This is a genomic window from Streptomyces sp. A0642 (genome assembly GCF_004795105.1).
Lineage (GTDB): Bacteria > Actinomycetota > Actinomycetes > Streptomycetales > Streptomycetaceae > Streptomyces.
Window position 1 is genome coordinate 226,670 of sequence record NZ_SSBL01000001.1, and the last position, 25,279, is coordinate 251,948.

21 protein-coding genes and 1 pseudogene are annotated in these 25,279 nt (G+C 71.0%); 12 read left to right on the forward strand and 10 right to left on the reverse strand.

The features are described 5' to 3' along the window. The first annotated feature begins 84 nt into the window (after positions 1-84). From E6R60_RS00970 to E6R60_RS00990, 5 genes are read left to right on the forward strand one after another with little or no spacing between them, the layout of a single operon-like run. A complete protein-coding gene (locus E6R60_RS00970; RefSeq protein ID WP_136324406.1) occupies positions 85-606 on the forward strand; it encodes a flavin reductase family protein in 522 nt (173 codons plus the stop codon). A gap of 39 nt (positions 607-645) precedes the next feature. Next, positions 646-1,713 (forward strand): ABC transporter substrate-binding protein, encoded by a 1,068-nt coding sequence (locus E6R60_RS00975; RefSeq protein ID WP_136324407.1) that lies wholly within the window; start codon positions 646-648, stop codon positions 1,711-1,713. After that, a complete protein-coding gene (locus E6R60_RS00980; RefSeq protein WP_136324408.1) occupies positions 1,710-2,618 on the forward strand; it encodes an ABC transporter permease in 909 nt (302 codons plus the stop codon). The genes E6R60_RS00975 and E6R60_RS00980 overlap by 4 nt, the downstream gene beginning before the upstream one ends. Then, positions 2,594-3,400 carry an ABC transporter ATP-binding protein gene (locus E6R60_RS00985; RefSeq protein WP_136324409.1) on the forward strand — a complete coding sequence of 269 codons (807 nt, stop codon included), beginning with the start codon at positions 2,594-2,596 and terminating at the stop codon, positions 3,398-3,400. The genes E6R60_RS00980 and E6R60_RS00985 overlap by 25 nt, the downstream gene beginning before the upstream one ends. Next, on the forward strand, positions 3,384-4,769 hold the full coding sequence (locus E6R60_RS00990) for an LLM class flavin-dependent oxidoreductase (RefSeq protein WP_136324410.1): 1,386 nt from the start codon (positions 3,384-3,386) through the stop codon (positions 4,767-4,769). Before E6R60_RS00985 ends, E6R60_RS00990 begins: the two co-directional genes overlap by 17 nt. 87 nt (positions 4,770-4,856) lie before the next feature. Here the strand turns inward: E6R60_RS00990 and E6R60_RS00995 are convergent, their stop codons facing one another. Together E6R60_RS00995 and E6R60_RS01000 are read right to left on the reverse strand one after the other, a co-directional pair. Beyond that, the gene (locus E6R60_RS00995; RefSeq protein WP_136324411.1) at positions 4,857-5,225 is read right to left on the reverse strand and encodes a nuclear transport factor 2 family protein; all 369 of its coding nucleotides are present in this window, start codon (positions 5,223-5,225) and stop codon (positions 4,857-4,859) included. 151 nt (positions 5,226-5,376) lie between these two features. Beyond that, positions 5,377-5,832 (reverse strand): DUF5709 domain-containing protein, encoded by a 456-nt coding sequence (locus E6R60_RS01000; protein ID WP_136324412.1) that lies wholly within the window; start codon positions 5,830-5,832, stop codon positions 5,377-5,379. 280 nt (positions 5,833-6,112) lie between these two features. Between E6R60_RS01000 and E6R60_RS01005 the strand changes: the two genes are divergently transcribed. Continuing rightward, the gene (locus tag E6R60_RS01005) at positions 6,113-6,343 is read left to right on the forward strand and encodes a DUF6296 family protein (RefSeq protein ID WP_136324413.1); all 231 of its coding nucleotides are present in this window, start codon (positions 6,113-6,115) and stop codon (positions 6,341-6,343) included. Positions 6,344-6,560: 217 nt separating this feature from the next. Next, a complete protein-coding gene (locus E6R60_RS01010) occupies positions 6,561-7,145 on the forward strand; it encodes a TerD family protein (RefSeq protein ID WP_136324414.1) in 585 nt (194 codons plus the stop codon). A gap of 58 nt (positions 7,146-7,203) precedes the next feature. Here E6R60_RS01010 and E6R60_RS01015 read toward each other — a convergent pair whose 3' ends face one another. Next, positions 7,204-8,085 (reverse strand): DMT family transporter, encoded by an 882-nt coding sequence (locus E6R60_RS01015; protein WP_136324415.1) that lies wholly within the window; start codon positions 8,083-8,085, stop codon positions 7,204-7,206. A gap of 132 nt (positions 8,086-8,217) precedes the next feature. Between E6R60_RS01015 and E6R60_RS01020 the strand changes: the two genes are divergently transcribed. Next, complete coding sequence (locus E6R60_RS01020; RefSeq protein ID WP_136324416.1) at positions 8,218-9,372, forward strand: winged helix DNA-binding domain-containing protein; 1,155 nt, start codon at positions 8,218-8,220, stop codon at positions 9,370-9,372. Positions 9,373-9,701: 329 nt separating this feature from the next. Here the strand turns inward: E6R60_RS01020 and E6R60_RS01030 are convergent, their stop codons facing one another. Continuing rightward, a complete protein-coding gene (locus E6R60_RS01030; RefSeq protein ID WP_346766053.1) occupies positions 9,702-11,993 on the reverse strand; it encodes a serine/threonine-protein kinase in 2,292 nt (763 codons plus the stop codon). Between the two features lie 511 nt (positions 11,994-12,504). Here E6R60_RS01030 and E6R60_RS01035 point away from each other — a divergent pair. Beyond that, positions 12,505-13,139 (forward strand): annotated as a pseudogene (locus E6R60_RS01035) (IS5 family transposase); the annotation flags it as partial. 57 nt (positions 13,140-13,196) lie between these two features. On the opposite strand, the gene E6R60_RS01040 reads toward E6R60_RS01035, so the two are convergent. After that, complete coding sequence (locus E6R60_RS01040) at positions 13,197-14,039, reverse strand: helix-turn-helix transcriptional regulator (RefSeq protein WP_206309287.1); 843 nt, start codon at positions 14,037-14,039, stop codon at positions 13,197-13,199. A 129-nt stretch (positions 14,040-14,168) separates the two neighbouring features. On the opposite strand from E6R60_RS01040, the gene E6R60_RS01045 reads away from it, so the two are divergent. Next, on the forward strand, positions 14,169-15,845 hold the full coding sequence (locus E6R60_RS01045; protein WP_136324418.1) for an AMP-binding protein: 1,677 nt from the start codon (positions 14,169-14,171) through the stop codon (positions 15,843-15,845). Then, a complete protein-coding gene (locus tag E6R60_RS01050) occupies positions 15,842-17,458 on the forward strand; it encodes an AMP-binding protein (RefSeq protein WP_136324419.1) in 1,617 nt (538 codons plus the stop codon). The genes E6R60_RS01045 and E6R60_RS01050 overlap by 4 nt, the downstream gene beginning before the upstream one ends. Before the next feature lie 42 nt (positions 17,459-17,500). On the opposite strand, the gene E6R60_RS01055 is transcribed toward E6R60_RS01050, so the two are convergent. Together E6R60_RS01055 and E6R60_RS01060 are read right to left on the reverse strand one after the other, a co-directional pair. After that, positions 17,501-17,767 carry a hypothetical protein gene (locus tag E6R60_RS01055; RefSeq protein ID WP_240802338.1) on the reverse strand — a complete coding sequence of 89 codons (267 nt, stop codon included), beginning with the start codon at positions 17,765-17,767 and terminating at the stop codon, positions 17,501-17,503. Positions 17,768-18,089: 322 nt separating this feature from the next. Continuing rightward, complete coding sequence (locus E6R60_RS01060) at positions 18,090-18,800, reverse strand: hypothetical protein (RefSeq protein ID WP_136324420.1); 711 nt, start codon at positions 18,798-18,800, stop codon at positions 18,090-18,092. A 376-nt stretch (positions 18,801-19,176) separates the two neighbouring features. Here E6R60_RS01060 and gcl point away from each other — a divergent pair, with 376 nt between their 5' ends. Then, positions 19,177-20,952 carry a glyoxylate carboligase gene (gene gcl / locus E6R60_RS01065; protein ID WP_136324421.1) on the forward strand — a complete coding sequence of 592 codons (1,776 nt, stop codon included), beginning with the start codon at positions 19,177-19,179 and terminating at the stop codon, positions 20,950-20,952. A 739-nt stretch (positions 20,953-21,691) separates the two neighbouring features. Here gcl and E6R60_RS01070 read toward each other — a convergent pair. The 3 genes from E6R60_RS01070 to E6R60_RS01080 all read right to left on the reverse strand — a co-directional run bounded on the left by E6R60_RS01070 (position 21,692) and on the right by E6R60_RS01080 (position 25,189). After that, the gene (locus E6R60_RS01070) at positions 21,692-23,149 is read right to left on the reverse strand and encodes a catalase (RefSeq protein ID WP_136324422.1); all 1,458 of its coding nucleotides are present in this window, start codon (positions 23,147-23,149) and stop codon (positions 21,692-21,694) included. A gap of 263 nt (positions 23,150-23,412) precedes the next feature. Next, positions 23,413-24,312 carry a 2-hydroxy-3-oxopropionate reductase gene (locus tag E6R60_RS01075; RefSeq protein WP_136324423.1) on the reverse strand — a complete coding sequence of 300 codons (900 nt, stop codon included), beginning with the start codon at positions 24,310-24,312 and terminating at the stop codon, positions 23,413-23,415. A 37-nt stretch (positions 24,313-24,349) separates the two neighbouring features. Beyond that, positions 24,350-25,189, reverse strand: a complete 840-nt coding sequence (locus E6R60_RS01080) for a TIM barrel protein (protein WP_136324424.1) — start codon at positions 25,187-25,189, stop codon at positions 24,350-24,352. Positions 25,190-25,279 lie beyond the last annotated feature (90 nt).

A 25,279-nucleotide genomic window follows, 5' to 3' on the forward strand; every position in this document is an offset into this window, starting at 1 on the left:
TGCTTCGGCCTGCCTTTTTGCGCCCTTCCGCGCATTTCCCGCATTCCCCGGCCTCCTTTCCGTATATCCACCTCGGGAGAGACGTTGACCGTCACCGTGTCCTCATACCTGGCGCCGCCGGCGTCCGCCGCACAAGGAATCGCCCCCGACCGGTTCAAGAAGGCGTTCCGCCGCTATCCCGCCGGAGTCGTCGTCATCACCGCCGACACGGGCCACGGTCCCGTCGGATTCACCGCGACCTCGCTCAGCTCCCTGTCGCTCGACCCGCCGCTGGTGTCGTTCGGCATCGGGACCGGCACCTCGTCCTGGCCGCACATCGAGCGGGCCGGCACCGCCGTCGTGAACTTCCTCGGCGCCGAACAGCAGTCCCTGGCCACCACCTTCGCGACCAGCGGCATCGACCGGTTCGCCGCCCCCACCCGCTGGCACCGCCTGCCCGAGGGGGAGCCGGTGCTCGACGGGGTGACCGGCTGGCTGCGGCTGGAGACCGAGCAGATCGTCCCGGCCGGCGACCACCGCATCGTCATCGCCCGGGTGGTGGACGCCCGGCTCGACGAGGGGCGCAGCCCGCTCCTCTTCCACGACGGCGCCTACCACTCCCTCTGACACCCGCCCGACCCGCAAAGAAAAAGATCGGAATTCACCATGACACACCACGACATACCCAGCGCCCTCGGCCGCAGGTCGTTTCTCGCCCTCGCCGGCGGCACGGTCATCGGCGCTCTCGCCGCGTGCTCACCCCAGGTCAAGACGGCGGCAGGCGCCGAACCTTCCGGGAAACTCCCCTCGGGGGCACCGCCGCCAGGCACGGAACTCTCCATAGCCGTCCACACCACGCAGCTTCAGCTCAAGCCGGCCGGGCTGGAAAAGGACCTCCACTTCACCGTCTCGCAATGGCCCAATCTGGCAGCGGGTCCCGATATCATCCAGGGATTCCGGGCCCGTTCCATCGATCTCGCGGTCAACGCCGGAATTCCGCCGATCCAGGCCCACGCCATCGGCGTCGGGGCGAAGATCGTCGCCGTGCAGGTGCGGAACCACCCCTCGTACGTCTTCGCGACCGCACCCGGATCCGACATCAGGTCCGTGGCCGACTTCCGCGGCAAGAAGATCGGATTCTCCCAGGGCCAGGCACAAGGCGTCGTCGTCCTGCGCGCCCTGAAGAAGGCGGGCATCGCCGACAAGGACGTCGAACTGGTCGCCCTGCCCAGCACCCAGTTCCTCACCGCCCTGCAGTCACGCCAGGTCGATGTGGCGCCGCTGGGCGAACCGACCCTCACCAAGTACCTCGACCAGTACGGGAAGGACGGGGCGCGCGGGGTGACGACCGACGTCGTGGACCTGCTCACGGTCCTCTGGGCGCCCAACGAGGTGCTGAACGATCCGGCCAAGGCCGCCGCCGTACGCGCCTTCATCCCGGTGTGGGCCCGCGGACTGGCCTGGGCCTGGGAGAACGACGACGAGTGGATCGACACGTACTACGTCAAGGACCAGGGCGTCTCCCACGAGGACGGCAAGCGCATCGTCGCCTCGCTCCGCAAGCCGCGGTTCCCGGTCAGCTGGGACAAGGCCATCGCGTGGGAGCAGGAGACCGCCGACCTGATGGCCGACGGCGGCTTCGTACCGAAGATGGACGTCGCCGCACTGTTCGACCGCCGCTTCGAGGGGATCGCGGCCCGGGCCGTGGCCGCACCGTACCGGGAGGCGTCATGACCGAGCTGCTGACGAACACCCGCGCCACACACCGCACGGCCACCGCCGCCGCGCCCGGAAGGGCCGGGACGCCGGACCGGCAGCGCCCGGCGGAGGCGAGGAGCGCCCCGCCCGCGTCGCGTACCACCCGCAGACGCCTCGGCCCCGGCCGCGCCGTCCCCTTCGGACGGCTGATCGGCCCGGTGCTGGTCATCGCCCTGTGGTGGTTCGCCTCGGCCGTCGGATACCTCGACCCCCGCATCCTGTCCGGACCGGGCACGGTCCTGTCCACCGCCTCCGACCTCCTCTCCAGCGGCCGGCTCCAGGACAACGTGCTCATCTCCCTCCAGCGCGCCGGGTCGGGTCTTCTCCTCGGCGTGAGCACCGGGGTCGTCCTCGCCGTCGCCGCCGGACTCAGCCGCACCGGCGAGTACCTCCTCGACGGGCCCCTCCAGATCAAGCGCGCGATCCCGTCGCTGGCCATGCTCCCGCTGCTGATCCTCTGGCTCGGCATCGGCGAACAGATGAAGGTCACCGTGATCGCGCTCGGCGTCGCGGTGAACATGTACATCAACACGTACGCCTCGCTGACCGGCATCGACAGCGCCTACGTGGAACTCGCCGAGAGCCTGGACCTGAGCCGGGCGCAGTTCGTCCGCAAGGTCGTCGTGCCCGGCTCGCTGCCCGGCTTCTTCGTCGGACTCCGCCTCGGTGTCACCGCGTCCTGGCTCGGGCTGATCGTCGTCGAGCAGGTCAACGCCACCAGCGGCATCGGTTACATGATGTTCCAGGCCCAGCAGTACGCCCAGTCCGACGTGATCATCGTGGGCCTGGTGGCCTACGGGATCTTCGGCTTCGCATCGGACGCGGCGGTACGCGCCGTCGAGAGGAAGGTCCTGTCATGGCGACGCACGCTGGCGGGCTGAACCCCGCCCACGGGACCGGCGGCGCCGCGCTCGCGGAGCGCCCCGCCATCCGCACGAGGAAGCTGGTCCGCAGGTTCGGCGATCGCGACATCCTCAAGGAGCTCGATCTCACCGTCGCACCCGGCGAGTTCACCGCACTGCTCGGCCGCAGCGGCTCCGGCAAGTCCACCCTGCTGCGGGCCGTCGCCCGGCTCGACCACGCCGTCGAGGGCTCCGGTGAACTCACCGTCCCCGACCGGGTCTCCCTCTCCTTCCAGGATTCCCGCCTGCTGCCCTGGCTCCGGGTGATCGACAACGTGACCCTCGGGCTGCGCGGGCCCAAGGCGCGCGAACGCGGGCTCACCGCCCTGGCCGAAGCCGGCCTGGACGGCCGCGACCGGTCCTGGCCGCACGAGCTGTCCGGCGGCGAGCAGCAGCGCGCCGCACTCGCCCGGGCCCTGGTCCGCGAACCCGAACTCCTGCTCGCCGACGAGCCGTTCGGCGCACTGGACGCCCTGACCCGGATCCAGATGCACGGCCTGCTGCGCGAACTCTACGAACGCCACCGTCCCGCGGTGCTCCTGGTCACGCACGACGTCGACGAGGCCGTCGAACTCGCCGACCGGGTCCTGGTCCTGGAGGACGGCCGGATCGCCGTCGACCTCGCGGTCGACCTGCCCGCCCCGCGCTCCCGCCGCGACCCCCGCTTCCAGGAGTACCGCGACACCCTGCTCACCGCCCTGGGGGTCGCCCCGCCCCCCACCCTCCCGGACAAGAAGGAAACCCATGCCCGGCACGCCTGACCGCAAGCAGCTGCACCTCAACGCCTTCCTCATGTCCACCGGCCACCACGAGGCGTCCTGGCGGCTCCCGGAGAGTCCCGCCGAGGCCAACGCCGACATCGAGCACTACAAGAACCTCGCCCGGATCGCCGAACGCGGCAGGCTGGACTCGCTGTTCCTCGCCGACAGCCCCGTCCTGATGGGCGACCCCGGGCGGCGGCCCTCCGCGAAGCTGGAGCCGACCGTCCTGCTCACCGCGCTCGCCGGGGCCACCCGCCACATCGGCCTGATCGCCACCGCGTCGACGAGCTACAACGAGCCGTACAACCTGGCCCGCCGCTTCGCCTCGCTCGACCACGTCTCCGCGGGCCGGGCCGGCTGGAACATCGTCACCACCGCGGGCGCCGACGCGGCCCGCAACTTCGGCCTGGACGACACCCCGCTGCACCGCGACCGCTACCGGCGGGCCGGCGAGTTCGTCGAGGTGTCCACCAAGCTGTGGGACAGCTGGGCCGACGACGCCGTGATCGCCGACAAGGAACGCGGTGTCCACGCCCTGGCCGAACGGGTCCGGAAGATCGGCCACCGCGGTGAGTTCTTCCGCGTCGACGGTCCGCTGAACGTGCAACGCCCCCCGCAGGGCTACCCGTTGCTCGTGCAGGCCGGATCGAGCGAGGACGGCAAGGACTTCGCGGCACGGTACGCCGAGGCGGTGTTCACGGCACAGCAGACCCTGGAGGAGGGCGTCGCCTTCTACAAGGACGTCAAGCAGCGCGCCGAGGCCCTCGGCCGTCACCCGGACGGCATCAAGATCCTGCCCGGCATCGTGCCCGTGATCGGTGACACCGAGGCGGAGGCCCTGGCGCTGGACGAGGAACTGGACCGCCTCATCGTCCCGGAGTACGCCAAGCGCCAGCTCGCCCAGGGCCTGAAGATCGCGCCCGACGACCTCGACCTGGACGCGGAACTCCCCGAGGACATCCCCACCGAGGACGAGATCGAGGGGGCCAAGAGCCGCTACACCCTCATCGTGGAACTCGCCAGACGCGAGAGGCTGACGGTCCGCCAGCTCATCGGGCGGCTCGGCGGCGGCCGGGGGCACCGTACCTTCGCCGGAACCGCCGAGCAGGTCGCCGACACCATCGAGCAGTGGTACGACAGCGGGGCCGCCGACGGATTCAACATCATGCCCGCCGTCCTGCCCTCCGGCCTGGAAGTCTTCGTCGACCGGGTGGTGCCGATCCTCCAGGAACGCGGCCTGTTCCGTACGGAGTACACGGCGAGCACCCTGCGCGGACACTACGGACTGCCGCGGCCCGCCAACCGGCTCTTCGAGACCGTCGACCGCAGTGAGGGCCACTTCGGGATCGGCCTGGCGGAGGTCCGCTGACGGACTGGGCGGACCGCTCGCACTGCGCGGACGGGGCGCACGGGGCGGCCGGGAGACACCGGCCGCCCCGTCCGAGGGCCCCGCGGCTCACGCCCCGGGCACGCGGTCCAGGAATCCGCTGACCGAGCTGATCCGCCCGTCGTCGGCCAGGGTGATCACGTCCGAACCGGCGACGGGCGCCGAACCGTCGGCCGCGGCGACCAGTTCCCAGCTGAAGCGGGCCAAAGTGTGGTGCCCGTCCACCGTCCCGGCCGGCCGGAAGGTGAATCCGGGGAACTGCTGCTGGGCGCCGCCGATCGCGGCGGCCAGCTCCTCGTGCCCGCGCACGTCGGCCAGGGGGTCGGTGTACGTGGCGTCCTCCGTGAACGCGGCGGCGACGGCCTTCTCCAGCTCCTCGGGGCCGGCGGCGTTCCAGGCGGCGAAGTAGCGCTGGACGGCCTCGTCGTATGCGGTCATCGTGCGGTCCTCTCCCTCGGCCCCGGCCGCTGGGCCGGGAGCGCTGTGCTGGTGAGGAACACGATGTCCGAGGGGGCCGGAGGCGTCGATTACCTCCGGGGTAAGGGCCGCGGGGACCACAGGGCCGTACGGCCGGATCGGCGAGGGCGCGCTACAGCCGGCCGTCCGGAATCACGTGCATGGCCGCCTCCTCGGCGGACGCCGCCGCGCCGTCGATCCCGACGTCCTCGCCGGCCATGGTGTCCGGTTCGTTGAGGTCCAGGTCACGGGTGAGCCGGCCGGCGCGCGCCTCACCGACCTCCCCGTCCCAGGGCTCCCCGTCCCCGTCGGCCAGGTCGCCCATGTCGTCGCCGGGAGGATCGGCGGGCTCGGGCAGCTCCCGTGCCAGCCGGCCGTCCAGCGGCTCCCCGGTGAGCTGCTCGGACGCGGTGGTCCCCCGGTCCTCCACGGCCCAGGGCCGCTCGGGAGGTGAGTACCCCTGGTCCAGGGCGTCGGCGAGCTGCCGGTTGTGGAGGGTCTCCTCCGTGTCGAGCTGCTCGACGGGGTCGGAGGCGTCCCGCTCCTGGGGCTGGTACACATCGTCGCCGCGAGGGTCGGCACCATCCATGACAATTCCCTTCCCGGTGTCGGGGATCCCGGGTCATGCCTGCCGTACGACGCGGGAGCAAGGGGGCCGTTCCAGCCCGATCGCCGATGAACTTCCCATACCTCTTTCAGGATAGGCAGCCGGGGCCGGGGCCCGCACCGTGCGGCGTGCGCGGGCGGGGACGGCGGGTCTGCGAGACCATGGAGAGTGCAGGCCGGACCGCGGACGCCGCGGAAGGGGAGCGGGGCCAACAGACCGGTCCGGAACAGGCTGCCCGAAGGCCGTCGTGGGAGAGGCCGTCATGGACTATCCGGAGAGTTACCAGCTGGTGTTTCAGTCGGCCGCCGTGGAGGACGACACAGTGATCGTCCGGCGGACCGCGCAGTCGGGGGCGGGCGGATATCCGGTCTACGAGGACGAGACCGGGATCATCCGCGCGGAGATCAGTGAACGCGGAGAGGTGCGCATGATCGCCAGCGGCGGGCACCAGATGCTCGGGACGCCGCTGGTGGTGCCGGAGCAGAACGCCTGATCGCGGCGGCCGTGCCCCCGGAGCCGGCCGGCCCCGGGGGTACCGTGCACCCTCGGGCCCTTTATCACGGGTGCACAGGCACCGACATCCTGCCGACGCAGGACAATTCGTGCCGAGCAGTCCAACACTTGGTCGAAATTTTGCCCCCGGGGGGCTCCGTCCGAGGGGCACCAGGCACACTCGACCTGTAGGAAACTCGCCACGAAGAGGATCACGCATGATCACGTTGAAGAAGGAAGACGGCCCGGCGGATCTGGACGGGGTGACCCACCTGTCCATCGGGGTGTCCTGGGACCCCACCGTCGGCGCCAGTGGCGGGCTGATGGGGAAGCTCCGTCAGAAGAAGGGCACCGACCTCGACCTGATCGCCATCGCGATGCAGGGCTCGGAGCCCGTGCGTCTGGCGGGCCTCGACTCCCTGGACCCGCTGGGCAACCGCTCGCTCGTGCACAGCGGCGACAACCAGACCGGGCACGGTGACGGCGACGACGAGACGGTGACCGTCGACTTCGCCGGCATTCCGGCCAACATCACGTCCATCGTCTTCATCGCCGCCGCGTACAAGAAGCACAGCTCCTTCCAGAGCGCGCGCAACATCAGCTTCAAGGTGTACGACGCGACGGGCGGCAGCACCCAGCAGGTCGCCGACATCTGGCCGAGCCTGCTCAGCAACGACAACGGCTGCGCCGTGGCCAAGGCCATGCGGGTCGGCGGGAGCTGGAAGCTCGAGGTGATCAACGAGACGGGGAAGATCAAGCAGGGCGACGAGCAGGCCCTGATGCGTTTCGCGGTCAGCAAGTAACACCGGCCACCGGCAGGCGGCTCGGCATGAGCCCGCGGCCCCGGTCCCTACGCGATGTTCAGTCGACCCGCCGCGTACGGGCCGGGGTCGCGGCGTTCCCGGCGGCCAGCGGCGAGCGTGCCAGTTCCACGCAGCCCGCCGTGATCAGGCCCAGCGCCAGCAGCTCCGGCAGCAGCCACCAGCCGGTGCGCAGCTCCTCGCCGAAGAGCGCCACCCCGTACAGGATGCTGATCAGGGCGTCGCCCAGGGTCAGACAGGGCTGGACCGCGACCAGTGTGCCCGCCTGGAGCGCGTTCTGCAGGAGGAACAGCGCCCCGACGCCCGCCACGGCGGTGGCGTAGAGCTGCCAGGAGGTGAAGAGCGCCGCCGCCCCGCCGCCGTCGTCGAGCCGGGCCATGGCGTCCTTCATCAGCGCTGCGGTGAGTGCGTACGCACAGGCGGCGGCCAGGCCCAGCAGCGCCGCCCGGGCGTTGCCGCGGGTGGCCAGGGCGCCCACGATCAGGGCCGCCTCGAACAGGGCCGTCAGGATCAGCGCCGGCACCCACGCCAGCCCCCGCACCGTGGCGCTGCCGCCCCCAGGAGCCGCCGACGCCATGCCGAGGGCCAGGCCGCACGTCACGGCGGCCACTCCGAACCACACCGGCCGGGGCACCCGCACCCGCATCACGAAGCCCGCCAGCAGGAGCGTCGCCGGGAGTTCGATCACGAAGATGGGCTGCACCACGGCGATGGGGCCGGTGGCCAGCGCCACCGCCTGGCAGACGGCCGCCACGACGACCAGGCCGATGCCGGCCAGCCACACCTTCTGTCGCAGCAGATGGCCGATCAGCGACAGCCGCATCGCGTCGCCGTCGGGGACGGTGAGGGCGGCGCGGCGCTGGAGGACGGAGGCCGCGCCGTTGCTGAGCGCGGTCAGGACGGCGAACAGGACGCTGATCACCGGTCCATGATGCGGGTGGCCCGGCGCACAGTCCGGTATCCCACCGGGCGGCGGCATGGCGGACGGCCGCCGGCCCGGGCACCCGCACCATCAGGACCGGACCTGACCGCATGGCCGCGTAGCGTGCCGTCCATGCCCGCGAAGAAGAAGCCCTCCGCCGCCCCGGCCGCCGTGCTCTCGCCGCGCGCCCTGGGGCGCGCGACCCTGGAACGCCAACTCCTGCTCCGCCGCACGGCCATGAGCGCACAGGACGCGGTCCGTCATCTCGTCGGACTCCAGGCGCAGAACACCAAGCCCCCGTACTACCAGCTGTTCGCCCGGCTGGAGGGTTTCCGGCCGGCCGAGCTGGCCGCGCTGATGGAGTCGCGTGAGGTCCTGCGTATCGTCACCCTGCGCTCCACCCTCCACACCCACACCGCCGACGACGCACTGACCCTGCGCCCCCTCGTCCAGGAGGCCCGCGACCGGGAGCTGAGGATCTTCCGCAAGGGGCTCGTGGGTGTGGACCTGGCCCGGCTGCGGGACCTTGCCAAGGCGTACGTCGAGGAGGCGCCGCGCACCCCCGGGGAGATCCGCGGGCACCTCCTCGCCGAGTGGCCCGACGCGGATCCGCAGGCGCTCGGCACGGCCGCCCGCTGTCTGCTGCCGCTCGTCCAGGTCACCCCGCGCGGGGTGTGGGGGAAGAGCGGCCAGGTCGCGCTGACCACAGCCGAGCACTGGCTCGGCAGGCCCTCCGCACCGGTCCCCGCGCCCGACGCCACCGTGCTGCGCTACCTCGCCGCCTTCGGGCCCGCTTCGGTCAAGGACATGCAGACGTGGGCCGGGCTGACCCGGCTGCGCGAGGTCTTCGAGCGGCTCCGCCCGCGGCTGGTCACCTTCCGGGACGAGGACGGCGTCGAACTCTTCGACCTCCCCGACGCCCCGCGCCCCGACGAGGACACCCCCGCCCCGCCGCGCTTCCTGCCCGAGTTCGACAACGTCCTGCTCGGCCACGCCGACCGGGCCCGCGTGATCCCGCCGCGGTTCAAGGGGCGCAACGGAGTGGGGAACCAGGCGTACGGCAGCGTGCTGGTCGACGGATTCCTCGCGGCGATCTGGCGGCTGGAGGCCACGCACCCCGACGTGCCGACGACGGTGACCGTGCAGGAGCTGCGCCCGTTCACCGCGGCCGAACGGGACGACGTCACCGACGAGGCAGCGGCGCTGCTCTCCGTGATGACGACGGCGACGACCGACGGCAGGGGGTACGACGTCCGGTTCGCCCCGTTCATCGACTTCGACCGCTGAACGGCCGTTCCCTGACGCGCCTCGGTCCGCGCGGGCCACGGCCTCGCCAGGTCGCGTCGTCAGACTGGCGTCCGCCGCGCGGCGTCCGGCACGCACGTCACGGACGACGGACCCGGTCGGGGACAGCGGCGGCTGTGCCGAGGCGGTGGGGGGTGTCGGCGAAGAGGGTCAAGTCGTTCGGTGTTGCTGCCTTCGAGCTGGTCGGGGACGCGGGAGGTCCGCAGTTCCTTGAGGTCGGGGATGTGGCTGTAGAGCGTGCCGACGGAGATGCCGAGCAGCGCCGCGATCGTCTCGATGCTGTGCTCGGGCAGCATGTCGCGGGCGGCGCGCTACGCGGCGTCCGACAGTTCCAGGCAGTAGAGGCGTTCGGCCTTCAAAGGGCCTCCGAGGGGAAACTCGCCGGTGATGATGAACAGGAGGTTCCCCAAACGGCTTGCTCGCAGAACCATCCGCTTCTCGTCGGGAGTGACGGTCCACCGAGCCTCGCCCGTGGTGAGGTCCAGTGCTCGGAGCGACCTGTTGGTCGGGTCGGTGACGAGCACCTTTCCGTAGGGCGTTCCGTCGAGGTTCTGGATGTTGCCCGAAGGTTTGCGCCAACGGACTGTGCCGTGGTCAAGCCCGATGCCGGCCAGCTCTTCCTCCGCACCCCTGCTGACGGGTGAGACGAGTATGTCTCCCACGAGCTGTGGGTCGTTCCTCGCGGAACGCGGAATGGCCTTCTCGTACAGCTTCTTCCCTGTGTCGAGCGACCGTGCGCGGAGGAGCTCGCCGTCCTTGCTCACGTACACCACCAGGTTGCGCGCCGCCAGGACGGCGTGAGGAGCGGAGGCGTCGGACCAGCGCTCGGCTCCGTCGTCGATGCTGATCGCCAGTGTGGCGGGCGCTGCCTCGCCGGCGCCGGTGTCGGGCGGCGTGACGAAGACGAGCCCGTTACCGATGTGCAGCTCCCCCTGCTCGGTGCGCTTCTGCCAGATGATTCTTTTTGCGTCCACGCTGACCGCGTACAGGTGCAGCATGGCGCGGACCAGCAGCACCCGGCCGACGAGCACCGTGGTGATGGTGGTGTCGTCGAGGGGTACGGTCCACAGTTCGCCGCCGTCGCCCGACGTGACCGCAGCCACTCTCCCTACGTCCGTGACGTAGACGACCCCTTCGGCGAAGGCCAGTGAGGGAGTGCCCGTTGTGACGCCGCCGCCTGGCTTGTAGATCCATTTGGTGCGCCCGGTCGTGGCGTCCCGGGCGACCACCTTGCCGGGCAGGGCGATGTACGCCGTGGTACCCCCCGGGTCGAGGTCGACGCCGAACGGCTCCGGGGCACCATCAGAGTTCCTCACGGAGTTGAAAGTCCACCGGACGTCTCCGCTCCGGACGTCCCGGACCTCGAATCCTACGGAGTCCTTGTCTCCGGCCAGCTCCACCACGACGACCGGCCCCTCGGCGGCCTCGGGCAAGTAGGCCGACGGAGCGAGGGGGATGTCCCAGAGGCGCCGGGGCGGCGAAGACTTCTCGCCTTTGCCGCCACCTCCGCCGCCTGAGCCGCCATCGGCACCCGCCTCGTTGTTGGAGTCCGAGTCCGGCAGCAGGTGCGGCACGACCACCGCCGTCGACGTGACCATCACACCCACGGCGATGACCAGGAAATGACGACGGCTGGGGCGGATCCGCTTGTCTCGTACCTCCGCCGGCGGAACCGGTGGCGATGCCGCGGACGAGACGTTCTCGGGCAGAGACGGCAGCGGCGGCACGGCCTCCGTGGACACCTCGCCGAGGCCCTCCCCTACTCCACCGAGCCGTGCGGCCACGAGGGACGCCGAAAAGGGTCTGTCGTCCGGGGACTTGGCGAGCAGATCGAGAACCAGGCGGTCGAGCTGGGGAGGGATGTGCGTTCGGCTAGGACTTTCGCGGTTGCCGCTCGGGGCGCGAGGTTCCTCCATCACATGGGCGACGAGCTGCGCCAGCGAATCACGGCCGCCGAACGGCGGTGCACCGGTGAGAAGTTCGAAAAGCAAGCAGCCCAGCGAATACAGGTCCGACCGGTGATCGACGGTCTTCCCCTGCGCCTGCTCAGGAGACATCCACGGTGCGCTTCCCATCACGGCATCGCTCCGGCTGAGCCTGCCGAGACCCAGCCCCGGATGAAACCAGGCCAGTCCGAAATCCAGGACCTGGATGACTCCGTCCCGGCCGAAGATGACGTTGGAGGGCTTGATGTCACGGTGCACGACACCGATCGCGTGCGCGGCTTCGAGAGCTACGCACACCTGCCGCGCCCACTCCACGGCACGCTCGGGGCCCGGAAGGCCGTCCTGCGCGAGGACTCTGTCGAGGGTGCGGCCGTCGACGAGTTCCATCACGACGTACGCGCAGTCGCCACCGTCACCCGCGACCTCGTGCCCGAAGTCGTGGACAGTGACGAGGTGCCGGTTCTGGGAGAGTGCCGCCGCCGCGCGCGCCTCTCGCTCCAAGCGGGATACGGACTCTGCGCTGACGCCGGGTCCGGCGATGACCTTGACGGCGACGGTGCGGTGCAGGGTGCGATCATGCGCGCGCCATACGACACCCATGCCGCCGGATCCTACGCGTTCCACCAACTCGTAACGTCGGCCCAGTACTTGGTTCACGTTCGGCTCCCCCTAGCCTTACCCGCACCTCGGCCACCCAGGCTACGACACGAAGGCTCCGACGATGCCTCCATCGGCCTGCATCGGAGCCCCCGGAGCATGGGCCCTACGCGTCAGAGCGGGGCTGCCACCACTGAGCGTTCTGACCGGCAACAACCAGGTTTTTCGTACGATCGCCCTGTGGTACCTGAACTGTGCCGCTGCTGACCGCGACCGCCCTCGCGACCTTCATGACCAACGGGCACTCACTGTTCTTCGTCATCTCCCTGCGGGAGGGCAGATTCTCCTGGCCGGTCCTGGCCGGTCCTGGCCACCGCAGCCACCGTCTTCTCGCTGGCCGCCATGGCCATCGGCCTCCTCGCGGCGCATTCCGCCCGCCGTGCCGCACCATTCCGGAGGCCGAACGCAGACTGAGTTGGCTGCTTGAGCTTCCCGGGTTTCGTAGAGACCGCTGATCTGTTTCAGGACGGTCTGCGAAGTGGGCAGTCGCCACCTTCCTCATGAGGGGGTGAGCCGGAGTGGCATCGTGTACGTGTTGCGCAAGGGTGTGAGCTGGCGGGACGTTCCCGCAGAGCTGGTGGGCTGCAGCGGGGTGACCGCCTGGCGGCGTCTGCGGGACTGCACGGAGGCCGGAGCGTGGCCCCGCCTGCATGAGGTTCTCCTGGCTGAACTGCGTAAAGAGGGCCTGTTGGAGATGGACGACGCCGCGATCGACGGCTCGCACGTCAGGGCTCTCAAAGGGGGCTCACACCGGACCTTCGCCGGTCGACCGGGCCCGCCCCGGCACTTGACTGTCGACCGGCAGGGAACGCCACCCGTCGTCTCCCTGACCAGCGGAAACCGTCACGACGTCACCCAGCTCATGCCTCTGCTGGACGCCATGCCCCGCATCCGCGGCCTGCGCGGCCGGCCACGCCACCGGCCCCGCCGACTGTTCGCCGACCGCGGGTACGACTACGACAAGTACCGGCGTCTCGTCCGCGCCCGTGGGATCACCCCCAAATGCGCCCGCCGAGGGATCCGCACGGATCGGGACTGGGTAAAACACGGTGGGTCGTCGAGCGGGCATTCGCCTGACTCCACCAATTCAAACGACTCCGCATCCGCTACGAGATTCGAGCCGACCTTCACCTCGGACTCCTCTAACTCGCCTGCAGCATCATCTGCTTGAGGCGGCTTGGAATCTCATTCTGAAACGGTCAGTTAGGGCAGCAGCCCCGCCCGCCGGGCCGCGACGACCGCCTCCAGCCGGGTGTGCGCGCCCAGCTTCCGCATCGCGGAGCGGAGATAGCCCTTCACCGTCTCCGGCCGGAGCCCGAGCCGGCCCGCCGTCACCGCGTTCGTGGCGCCCGCCGCGACACAGGCGAGGACGTCCACCTCGCGTGGCGCCAGCTGGAACCCGCGCCCCCTCGGCGCCCGGGCGCCCGCCGCGGTTGCGAGCCGCCCGCACACCGCGAGCAACTCGTCGCGCAGCGCCGGGTCGACGACCTTCGGCGCGAGGGCGCGCAGCTCGCGGTGCGCCTCCCGGACGTCCTCCCACGCCCCGGGAGCGGCCGGCGGGTCGGTGACCTCCTCCCGGGTCACGGCGAGCAGCTGCCGCACCTCGTCCCGGACGGCCAGCGCCTGTTCCACGTCACGGGCCGCCGCCACCGCGGCGTCGAACGTACGGTCCCCGAGCGTGAGCGGCTCACGCAGCGCCCCGTACAGCACTCCCCGCACCTTGCGGCGCACCACGACGGGCACGGCGACCACGGAGCGCAGGCCCTCCGCGGCCACGGCGGTGTCGTACTCGTGGCTGATGTGGCGCGATGAGGCGTAGTCGGTCACCGCGCACGGCCGCGACAGCGCGATCGCCTTCCCGCCGAGACCGCTCCCGGCCGAGATGACGAGCCCGCGCAGGGCCGTGGTCTGCGCCCCGTTCAGCTCCGCGATCCTGGCGTGGCGGGTGTCGGAGAGCAGGCCGCCGAAGGCCACGGGCAGCCCGCTCGTCCGGCGCAGCCGCAGCAGCGCCGCTTGCATCTCGACCGCATCGAACGATTCCGGCACGCTGACGCCTCTCCGCCCGGCCCCGGGGACCCCGCGTCCCCCACACCACCCCCGTTCGGGGGTGGTGAGACCCGGGTCACTGTTTACATGATGTTAAGTGACCGGTCCGGTCCGCAATGAGGAGGGCACATGTCGGCACCCAGTGCGACGGAGACGTTCCGGGCCGCCCGGGACTTTCTGCTGCGGCACCGCGAGGACTACACCGCGGCCTACGAGGGCTTCCGCTGGCCCCGGAGCGACCACTTCAACTGGGCGCTCGACTGGTTCGACGTCATCGCCCGGGACAACGACCGCACCGCCCTGCACATCGTGGAGGAGGACGGCGGACGCACCGAGATGTCCTTCGCCAGGATGTCCGCCCGCTCCAACCAGGCCGCGAACTGGCTGCGGGCCCAGGGCGTGCGGGAGGGCGACCGCATCCTCGTCATGCTCGGCAACCAGACGGAACTCTGGGAGACCGCGCTCGCCGCGATGAAGCTGCGCGCCGTCGTCATCCCCGCGACGCCGCTGCTGGGCCCCGTCGACCTGCGCGACCGGGTCGAGCGCGGCCGGGTCCGGCACGTCCTGGTGCGGGACGCCGACACCGCCAAGTTCGACGAGGTGCCCGGCGACTACACCCGCATCTCCGTCGGCGCCCCCACCGAGGGCTGGATCTCGTACACCGAGGCCGACGAGCAGCCGGAGACGTTCACGGCGGACCGCGAGACCGACGCCGACGAACCGCTGATGCTGTACTTCACCTCCGGCACCACCGCCAGCCCCAAGCTCGTCGAGCACACCCATGTCTCCTACCCCGTCGGCCACTTGTCGACGATGTACTGGATCGGTCTCAAGCCCGGCGACGTCCACCTCAACATCTCCTCGCCCGGGTGGGCGAAGCACGCCTGGTCCAACCTCTTCGCCCCGTGGAGCGCCGAGGCGACCGTCTTCATCTTCAACTACACCCGCTTCGACGCCGGCCGGCTGATGGCCGAGATGGACCGCTCGGGCGTCACCAGCTTCTGCGCCCCGCCCACCGTCTGGCGCATGCTCATCCAGGCCGACCTCTCCCAGCTGAGGACCCCTCCGCGGGAGGTCGTCGCGGCGGGCGAACCGCTGAACCCCGAGGTCATCGAGACGGTCCGGCGGGCGTGGGGCGTCACCATCCGGGACGGTTTCGGCCAGACGGAGACCGCCGTCCAGGTCGCCAACACCCCCGGGCAGGTCCTGAAGGCAGGTTCGATGGGCCGTCCCAGCCCGGGCTTCAAGGTCGTCCTCCTCGACCCGGTCAGCGGCGAGCCCGGGGCCGTCGAGGGCGAGATCTCCCTCGACCTGTCCGGCCACCCGGTCGGCCTGATGACCGGATACCACGGCGACCCCGACCGCACCGCCGAGGCCATGGCGGGCGGCTACTACCGCACCGGCGACATCGGCACCCGCGACGCCGACGGCTACATCACGTACGTGGGAAGGGCCGACGACGTCTTCAAGGCCTCCGACTACAAGATCTCCCCGTTCGAGCTGGAGAGCGCCCTGCTGGAGCACGAGGCCGTCGCCGAGGCCGCCGTCGTACCGGCCCCCGACCCGGTGCGGCTGTCCGTCCCGAAGGCGTACATCGTGCTCGCCGAGGGGTGGGAGCCCGGACCGGACACCGCCAAGGTGCTGTTCGCCCACTCCCGGGCCGTACTCGCCCCGTACAAGCGGATCCGCCGCCTGGAGTTCGCCGAGCTGCCCAAGACCGTCTCGGGGAAGATCCGCCGCATCGAGCTGCGCGAGCGGACCGCCCGGGGCACCGGCACGGAGTACGGCGAGGGGGACCTGACATGACGGAGCCGTCCTACGCCCACGGCACCGGCGCCACGGCCCTGCTCGGCGACACCGTCGGCCGCAACCTCGACCGGGCGATCGAGGCGTTCCCGGACCGCGAGGCGCTGGTCGACGTGCCGTCCGGCCGGCGCTGGACGTACGCCGCATTCGGTGCGGCCGTCGACGAACTGGCCCGGGCGCTGATGGCCTCGGGCGTGGCCCAGGGGGACCGGGTCGGCATCTGGGCGGTCAACTGCCCGGAGTGGGTGCTCGTCCAGTACGCGACCGCGCGCATCGGCGCCGTCATGGTCACCATCAACCCCGCCTACCGTGCGCACGAGCTGGAGTACGTGCTGCGGCAGGCCGGGATCTCCCTGCTGGTCGCCTCACTCGCCCACCGCACCAGCGACTACCGGGCCCTGGTCGACGAGGTCCGGGCCAACTGCCCCGCCCTGCACGCCGTGCACTACATCGGCGACCGCACCTGGGACGAACTGATCGCCTCCGCCGCATCCGTCTCCGCCGGGCAACTCGCCGTACGCGAGGCCGGGCTGTCGTGCGACGACCCGATCAACATCCAGTACACCTCCGGCACCACCGGCTTCCCTAAGGGCGCCACCCTCTCCCACCACAACATCCTGAACAACGGATACTTCGTAGGGGAGTTGGTCGCCTACACCGAACAGGACCGCATCTGTCTGCCGGTGCCGTTCTACCACTGCTTCGGCATGGTGATGGGGAACCTCGGCGCCACCTCGCACGGCGCCTGCATCGTGATCCCGGCCGCCGCGTTCGAGCCCGCCGCCGTCCTCGCCGCCGTGCAGCAGGAGCGCTGCACCTCGCTGTACGGCGTCCCGACGATGTTCATCGCGGAGCTGAACCTCCCCGGCTTCGCCGCGTACGACCTCTCCTCGCTGCGCACCGGCATCATGGCCGGATCACCCTGCCCGGTCGAGGTGATGAAGCGGGTCGTCGCCGAGATGCACATGGACGAGGTGTCCATCTGTTACGGCATGACGGAGACCTCCCCGGTCTCCACCCAGACCCGCCGGGACGACGATCTGGAGCGCCGCACCGGGACCGTCGGCCGGGTGATGCCGCACATCGAGGTCAAGGTCGTCGACCCGGTGACCGGGGTGACCCTGGAGCGCGGCGCCTCGGGCGAACTGTGCACCCGCGGCTACAGCGTGATGCTCGGCTACTGGGAGCAGCCCGAGCGGACCGCCGAGGTGATCGACGCGGGGCGCTGGATGCACACCGGGGACCTCGCGGTGATGCGCGAGGACGGATACGTGCAGATCATCGGCCGGATCAAGGACATGATCATCCGGGGCGGCGAGAACGTCTATCCGCGCGAGGTCGAGGAGTTCCTCTACCGGCACCCGAAGATCGCCGACGTCCAGGTGGTGGGCGTGGCGGACGAGCGCTACGGCGAGGAGATCCTGGCCTGCGTCATCCCCGCGGACCCGGCCGACCCGCCCACCCTGGAGGACGTCAGGACCTTCTGCCACGAGCAGCTGGCCCACTACAAGATCCCGCGGCTGCTCCAGGTCATGGAAGCCTTCCCGATGACGGTCAGCGGGAAGGTCCGGAAGATCGAACTACGGGACGACTACGCCCGGCGGGGGGCGTGACGGGGGGCCGGCGGATTGCGGCGGTCCGCCTCCGGGGCGCTGTCAGGCGGCTTCGATGATGTCGCCGGCGGTGCCCTGGGTCGCGGCCGCCCACTCGATCAGGAGTACCTCGTAGGCCGCGGACTCCATGGGGGACCAGTCCTGGCCGGCGCGCGCGTCCACGAGCGCACGGATCGCCTCGTTCGCCTCGACGGCGGCGGGGTGGGCCGGCTGCGCGGGGGAGGTGCTGTGCGACGGGGCCGCGGATATCGCGGGCGACACGGGAGTCGCGGGAGTCGCCGGTGGAGAATGCCGTGGAGTTAAGGCCATGCGTCCCACTGTAGGGCCCGGCACTGACAACAGACCGAACATCTGTGGCCCCTGGCTCGAACGTGACCGATCGCACTCACTGTGGTGGGACGGTTTCTGTGAGGTACGGCACGTCGCGCCGCGTGCAGACCCGGGGCCGGCGGTCGGGGCCGTGTTCCGCGTCCTCGGCGCGAATCCTGCGGAGCCCGTCGGTGAGGCCGGATTCCGGTTCGTCCGTTGCGCGCTCGATGTCCTGGACGGGCGGGAGATCCGGGCGGCGGGCGGGACGGATGGGCGTGCTCCCGATAGCGCGCGACGCCTGCCGGGCCGTGTCCCGCCGGGCTCAGGGCCCGGTGCTCAGCAGTTCGTCCGCCGGGCTGTTCACCGGCTGCGGAGTCCCCGTGAGGTCCATGACGAACAGCGGGATGCCGAGCCCGTCCGCCCGCTCCCGGGCGTCCGGCGCGTAGCCGGCGAGGGAGAAGAACACGCTCGACACCGAGGCGCTGAGCGCGTTGAGCCAGAGGCATTCGATGTCGCGCAGGGTGGCCGGCCGGGTGGTGGAGTCGACCTGCGCGACCAGACCGGCCGCCCGCAGGTCGATCCGTGAGGCCGGGCGCTCGGCGGCCCCCACGACGTCGCGGTAGCCCAGCCACTTCAGGTACAGCGCGGCGGAGGCGACCGCGTCGCGCGCGGTACGGATCGTCAGCGGCCGGAACGGGGGCCGTGGGGCCGGAGCCGTACGCGGAAGCGGGATGTGCGCCGGCCGCGCCCGCCGCGAGGAGGAGCCGGGCGCCGCCACGGGACGGACCGGGATCCGCAGCACCGCGCCGCACGGGCAGCACAGTTCCGGCTGCGGCCACTGGTCGTGCCGGCCGCAGCCGAGGCAGCGCACGGTCACCCAGTCGTCGTTCCAGGTGCGGTGGGTGATGCGGGTGACGGGGGCGCCGCGCAGCAGGGGCGGGACGGTCGGGGCGCCGCACGGGCACTGGTGGACGGGCCTCGTGTACGCGTGGTCGCGGCGGCAGGCCGGGCACCGTACCGGCACTGATTCCACCTCGGGACTCCTTACGGCAGGGGACCGTGCGGCCGGTGCCCGGACTCCGGGCCGGCTCCGCTCCGTACCTCCATGCTCCACCAAGAGCGAGGCCGCCGTGAGGGACTTGGGGCACTTCGCGGCACCGGTCCGCTTCTCAGGTCCTGTCCGGGGCTCCCGCGTCCGGGGGAGGGCGCCCGCCCTCCGCGCGGACCACGCGGAACCCCGGACAGGGCCCGGGGCCCAGGGCCGCCCTCCCTTGACGGCTGTCCGGACGCGCCTTAGATTTGCTTCCGTATAGCAGAATCAAACTTCCGTAATACGGAATTGGCGCTCTCAGGTGGCGCGACAGAGCCCGACTCCACCCAGGTCCGAGCAGGAGCACTCAATGCCTCGAATGACCGCTGCCCGAGCGGCAGTTGAGATCCTCAAGCGCGAAGGCGTCAGCAACGCGTTCGGTGTGCCGGGCGCGGCGATCAACCCCTTCTACGCGGCCCTCAAGGCCTCCGGCGGGGTTCATCACACGCTCGCCCGCCACGTCGAGGGCGCCTCCCACATGGCGGAGGGGTACACCCGGGCCCGCCCGGGGAACATCGGCGTCTGCATCGGCACGTCGGGACCGGCCGGCACCGACATGATCACCGGCCTCTACTCCGCCATCGCGGACTCGATCCCGATCCTGTGCATCACCGGCCAGGCGCCGACCGCGGTGCTGCACAAGGAGGACTTCCAGGCCGTCGACATCGCCTCGATCGCGAAGCCGGTCACGAAGGCCGCCACCACCGTCCTGGAGGCCGCACAGGTCCCGGGCGTCTTCCAGCAGGCCTTCCACCTGATGCGTACCGGCCGGCCCGGCCCGGTCCTCATCGACCTGCCGATCGACGTCCAGCTCACCGAGATCGAGTTCGACCCCGATCTGTACGAGCCGCTGCCGGTGCACAAGCCGGCCGCGACCCGCAAGCAGATCGAGCGCGCGGTGGAGATGCTGAACGCCTCCGAGCGGCCGCTCCTCGTCGCGGGCGGCGGCATCATCAACGCCGACGCCTCCGAACTCCTCGTGGAATTCGCCGAGCTGACCGGCGTTCCGGTCGTCCCGACCCTGATGGGCTGGGGCATCATCCCCGATGACCACGCGCTCAACGCCGGCATGGTCGGCCTCCAGACCTCGCACCGCTACGGCAACGCGAACTTCCTGGAGTCCGACTTCGTCCTCGGCATCGGCAACCGCTGGGCCAACCGCCACACCGGCAAGCTGGACGTGTACACCCAGGGCCGCACGTTCGTCCACGTCGACATCGAGCCCACCCAGCTGGGCAAGATCTTCGCCCCCGACCTCGGCATCGCCTCCGACGCCAGGGCCGCGCTGGAACTGTTCGTCGAGGTGGCGCGCGAGCTGAAGGCGGCCGGGCGGCTCAAGGACCGCACACAGTGGGCCGCCTCCACGCAGGAGCGCAGGGCGGCCCTCCAGCGGCGCACGCACTTCGACAACGTGCCGCTGAAGCCGCAGCGGGTGTACGAGGAGATGAACCGGGCGTTCGGCCCGGAGACCCGCTACGTCACCACGATCGGCCTCTCCCAGATCGCCGGCGCGCAGATGCTGCACGTCTACCGGCCGCGCCACTGGATCAACTGCGGCCAGGCAGGCCCGCTCGGCTGGACCATCCCGGCGGCGCTCGGCGTCGCGACGGCCGACCCCGAGGGCTCCGTCGTCGCGCTCTCCGGCGACTACGACTTCCAGTTCATGCTGGAGGAGCTCGCGGTCGGCGCGCAGCACCGCATCCCGTACGTGCACGTCCTGGTGAACAACTCCTACCTGGGGCTGATCCGTCAGGCGCAGCGCAACTTCGACATCGACTTCCAGGTCAACCTGGAATTCGAGAACCTCAACTCCCCGGAGCTGGGCGTCTACGGCGTGGACCACGTCAAGGTCGTCGAGGGCCTGGGCTGCAAGGCGATCCGCGTCACCGAGCCGGACCAGCTGCTGCCGGCCTTCGAGGAGGCGAAGAAGCTCGCGGCGGAGTTCCGGGTGCCGGTGGTCGTGGAGGCGATCCTGGAGCGGGTCACGAACATCGCGATGAGCGGTACGGATATCGCTTCGGTGAACGAGTTCGAGGACGTGGCGTCGGAGCCGGGTCACGCGCCGACGGCGATCCGCCCGTACGCATCCGCCTGACCGGTCGGGCCCGCGGCCCCCGCCTCTCCGCTGGACGGAGGGCGGGGGCCGCTTCGTCGTGCCCTCCCACGCCGCACGGGCCGAAGGCATCCCGCCCCACGTTGCGCCTTGCCCAAGCCCGTCCGGCCATCCGGCTCACCCAGCCCGTCCGGCCCACCCAGCCCGTCCGGCGTTTGAGGACGGAACCGTCGCTTTGGGGGCCCGGGGCTGTTCGGCGTGGGGGCCCGCGACGGAACCCCGGGGTCGGCCGGGCGCATCTCCCGGCCCGTGGGGTGGTTCCGGCGCACCTCCCAGCCGTCGGGCGATTCCGGTGCATCTCCCGGCCCGTGGGGTGGTTCCGGGTGCACCTCCCAGCCCGTCCGGCGTTTGAGGACGGAACCGTTCAGGGCAGGGGCCTGGCCCCGCGGAAGGCCCGGAACCGGCGGAACCTCGCGGAGGGGCGCCTCGCGCACGGCGGGCCCCCGGACTCGCGCATGCGAAAGGGCGTGGAGCACGGGACCGTAATCCGTACTCCACGCCCTGGCGCAAGGGAATGACAGGGGCCGCGGCGGGGCGCGAGTGGGCGTAGGGGCCGGCCCCTTCAGGTCAAGGGCCGGAACCACCACCCGCACCACCGCACTGGCATCGCACCGCCGCCGCGGCCCCGGGGGTATCCGCCGGACACCCCCGTCCCGCCCGCACCGCGCTCAACCCCTCATCCGGGTGGGCGCGACGGCGCGGGCAAGGCTGTGCCCGGGGCTCAGTCCTCGCGCAGGGCGCGGACGGCCTCCTCCACGCGCTTGCCGTACTCGGCGTCCGCGGCGTGGAAGTGGGCGAGGTTCTTCTCGATCACGTCGTCGCGCGTGACCTGCGAGAGGCCCCCCGCGATGTTGGCGATCAGCCGGCCCTTCTCGTCGTCCGACATCAGCCGGTACAGCTCACCCGCCTGGAAGAAGTCGTCGTCCTTGGCGTGGGCGGGCGCCTCGTGCGTGCCGGTCCAGCCCTGGACGGGCAGCGGGGCGGAGTACGCCGCGTCCGTCTGGGCGGGGCCCGCGTACGAGTTGGGCTCGTAGTTCTTGTCGTGCCGGGCGCCGTTGCGCGTGGCGTGCAGCCCGTCGCGGCCGTAGTTGTCGACGACGGCGGTGCGCGGCGCGTTCACCGGGAGCTGGGTGTGGTTGACGCCCAGCCGGTAGCGGTGCGCGTCCGCGTACGCGAACAGCCGGCCCTGGAGCATCTTGTCCGGCGACGGACCGATCCCGGGCACGAAGTTGTTCGGGGAGAACGCGGCCTGCTCCACCTCGGCGAAGACGTTGTCCGGGTTGCGGTCCAGCACCAGCCGGCCCACCCGCTGCAACGGGTAGTCCGCGTGCGGCCACACCTTGGTCACGTCGAACGGGTTGAAGCGGTAGTCCGCGGCCTCGGCCGCCGGCATCACCTGCACGTGCAGCGTCCAGGACGGGTTCACACCGCGCTCGATGGCCTGGAGCAGGTCCGTCTGGTGGGAGTTGGCGTCCTTGCCGACGATCTCCGCGGCCTGGTCGGCCGAGAGCGAGCGCACGCCCTGGTTCGTCTTGAAGTGGTACTTGACGAAGAACGCCTCGCCCGCGGCGTTCGTCCACTGGTAGGTGTGGGAACCGAAGCCGTGCATGTGGCGGTACGAGGCGGGGATGCCCCGGTCACCCATCAGCCAGGTGATCTGGTGCGTCGCCTCGGGCGAGTTCGCCCAGAAGTCCCAGACGTTGTCCGGCTCCTGACGGCCCGTGAACGGGTCGCGCTTCTGCGAGTGGATGAAGTCGGGGAACTTGATCGGGTCCTTGATGAAGAACACCGGGGTGTTGTTGCCGACGAGGTCGTAATTGCCCTCGTTCGTATAGAACTTGAGCGCGAAGCCGCGCGGGTCGCGCACCGCGTCGGCGCCGCCGAGCGAGTCGGCGACCGTCGAGAACCGGATGAACGTCTCGGTGCGGCGGCCCACCTCGGAGAGGAAGTCCGCACGGGTGAAGCCGGTGACGTCGTCGGTCACCTCGAAGTAGCCGTACGCGCCGGAGCCCCGGGCGTGCACCACGCGCTCCGGGATGCGCTCCCGGTTGAAGCGGGCGAGCTTCTCCAGGAGGTGACCGTCCTGGAGGAGGATCGGGCCGCCTGCGCCGGCGGTGGCGGAGTTCTGGTTGTCGGCGACCGGGGCGCCGGACTCGGTCGTAAGCACGCGCTGCGTCATGGTGTCGGGGCGACCTTCCGTACGGGCTGCTGAACTGCGACGGCCTGGGGGCTCCAGGAGCGTAAGTACGCTCCGAGCCCGACGTCAACAGTTTGTTGAAATTCGTGGTGGGAGGGGGTGCGAGAGGTGTTCCGGACGGCGCCGGCGCCTGGGCGCGACAGGACAGGTGTCAGCGCAGACGCCGTCCGGAAGTCTGGGGGCCGGGGGGTGCGCACCCGGCGGGGTGGTGCCGGCCGGGCCCGCGAGGGGCCCGGCCGCGTCGGTCAGCTCCGGACGGGCTGACCGGAAAGGCGCTCGACCGAGCGCAACAGCGCCGAGTGGTCCAGTCCGCCGTCGCCCTGCGCGCGCAGGGAGGCGACGAGCTGGGCGACGACGCCGCCGACCGGCAGCGCGGCGCCGACGTTGCGGGCGGCGTCGGTGACGATGCCCATGTCCTTGTGGTGCAGGTCGATCCGGAAGCCCGGAGCGAAGTCCCGGTTCAGGAAGTTGTCCTTCTTGCGGGTGAGCACGGTCGAGCCGGCCAGTCCGCCGTTCAGGACGTCGAGCGCGGCGGCGAGGTCGACCCCGGACTTCTCCAGGAAGACGACGGCCTCGGCGCAGGCCTGGATGTTGACGGCGACGATCAGCTGGTTGGCCGCCTTCACCGTCTGGCCTGAGCCGTGCGGACCGCAGAGCACGATGGTCTTGCCGAGCGCGTCGAGCAGCGGCTTCGCGGCGTCGAAGTCGGCCTGCTCCCCGCCGACCATGATGGAGAGCACGGCCTCGATGGCGCCGGCCTCGCCACCGGAGACGGGGGCGTCCAGGACCCGGATGCCCTTCTCGGCGGCGTTCTTGGCGAGATCCACGGAGGTCTGCGGAGTGATCGAGGACATGTCGATCAGCAGCGCTCCGCGCTTCGCTTTCTCCAGGATGCCCTCGGAGCCGTACGCGATCGCCTCGACCTGCGGGGAGGCGGGCACCATCGTGATGATCACGTCCGCGTCCTTGACCGCCTCGGCGATCGAGGACGCGCCGGTGCCGCCGGCCGCGGCCAGCCGGTCGACCTTGTCCTGCTCCAGGGTGTAACCGGTGACGTCGTAACCGGCCTTGATCAGGTTCTCGGACATGGGCGAGCCCATGATGCCGAGCCCGATCCACGCAACCTTGGGGAGGTTGTTGCTCATGAGGGTGCCTTCCGATCAGCGTGTGTACGAGGGGGAGTCAGCGGGCGGCCCGCGCGGTGGCCGGAAGCCACTCGAAGGACTCGGCGCTCGGCCGGTCGCCCGGCTTGTACTCCAGGCCGACCCAGCCGTCGTAGCCGGCCTTCGTCAGCTCGTCGAGGAGCTGTTCCAGCGGGAGCGAGCCGGTGCCGGGCGCGCCGCGCCCCGGATTGTCGGCGATCTGGACGTGACCGGTCCGGTCGGCGTACGCCGTGATGACCTGGCTGAGGTCCTCGCCGTTCATCGACAGGTGGTACAGGTCCAGCAGGAACTTGGCGTTGCCGAGGCCCGTCGCCGCGTTGATCCGGTCGACGACCTCGATCCCGGCCGGTGCGCTCACCAGCGGGTAGCGCGGCGACTCCGGCTCGTTCAGGGTCTCGATCAGCAGGACGGCCCCGATGCGGTCGGCCGCGCGGGCGGCCAGGACCAGGTTTTCCAGGGCGAGTTCGTCCTGCACGTCGGGGTCGACGCCGTCGACCCGGTTGCCGTAGAGCGCGTTCAGCGCCTTGCAGCCGACCGAGGCGGCGAAGTCCGCCGCCACCTCGATGTTGGCCCGGAAGCGGTCCGACTCCGTGCCGGGCACGGAGAGCGCGCCGCGGTCGGGGCCGGGAAGCTGTCCGGCGTAGAAGTTCAGCCCCACCAGCCGGGTGCCCGCCTCGTCGAGCGCCTTCTTCAGCGCGTCGAGCTCGGCTTGCGGAGGGGTGGGGGTCTCGATCCACGGCCACCACAGCTCGACCGCCGTGAAGCCCGCCCCGGCGGCTGCCGCGGGTCGCTCCAGGAGCGGGAGTTCCGTGAAGAGGATCGAAAGGTTCACATCGAAGCGCTGGTCCGGGTAGCCCATGAGGGTTTCGGCGCTCCTTCCGTATTGCGGAAGTTAGTTTCTGCTTAACGGAAGATTGCCTGGAGGGTGGGGGCGGTGTCAAGGGGGGCC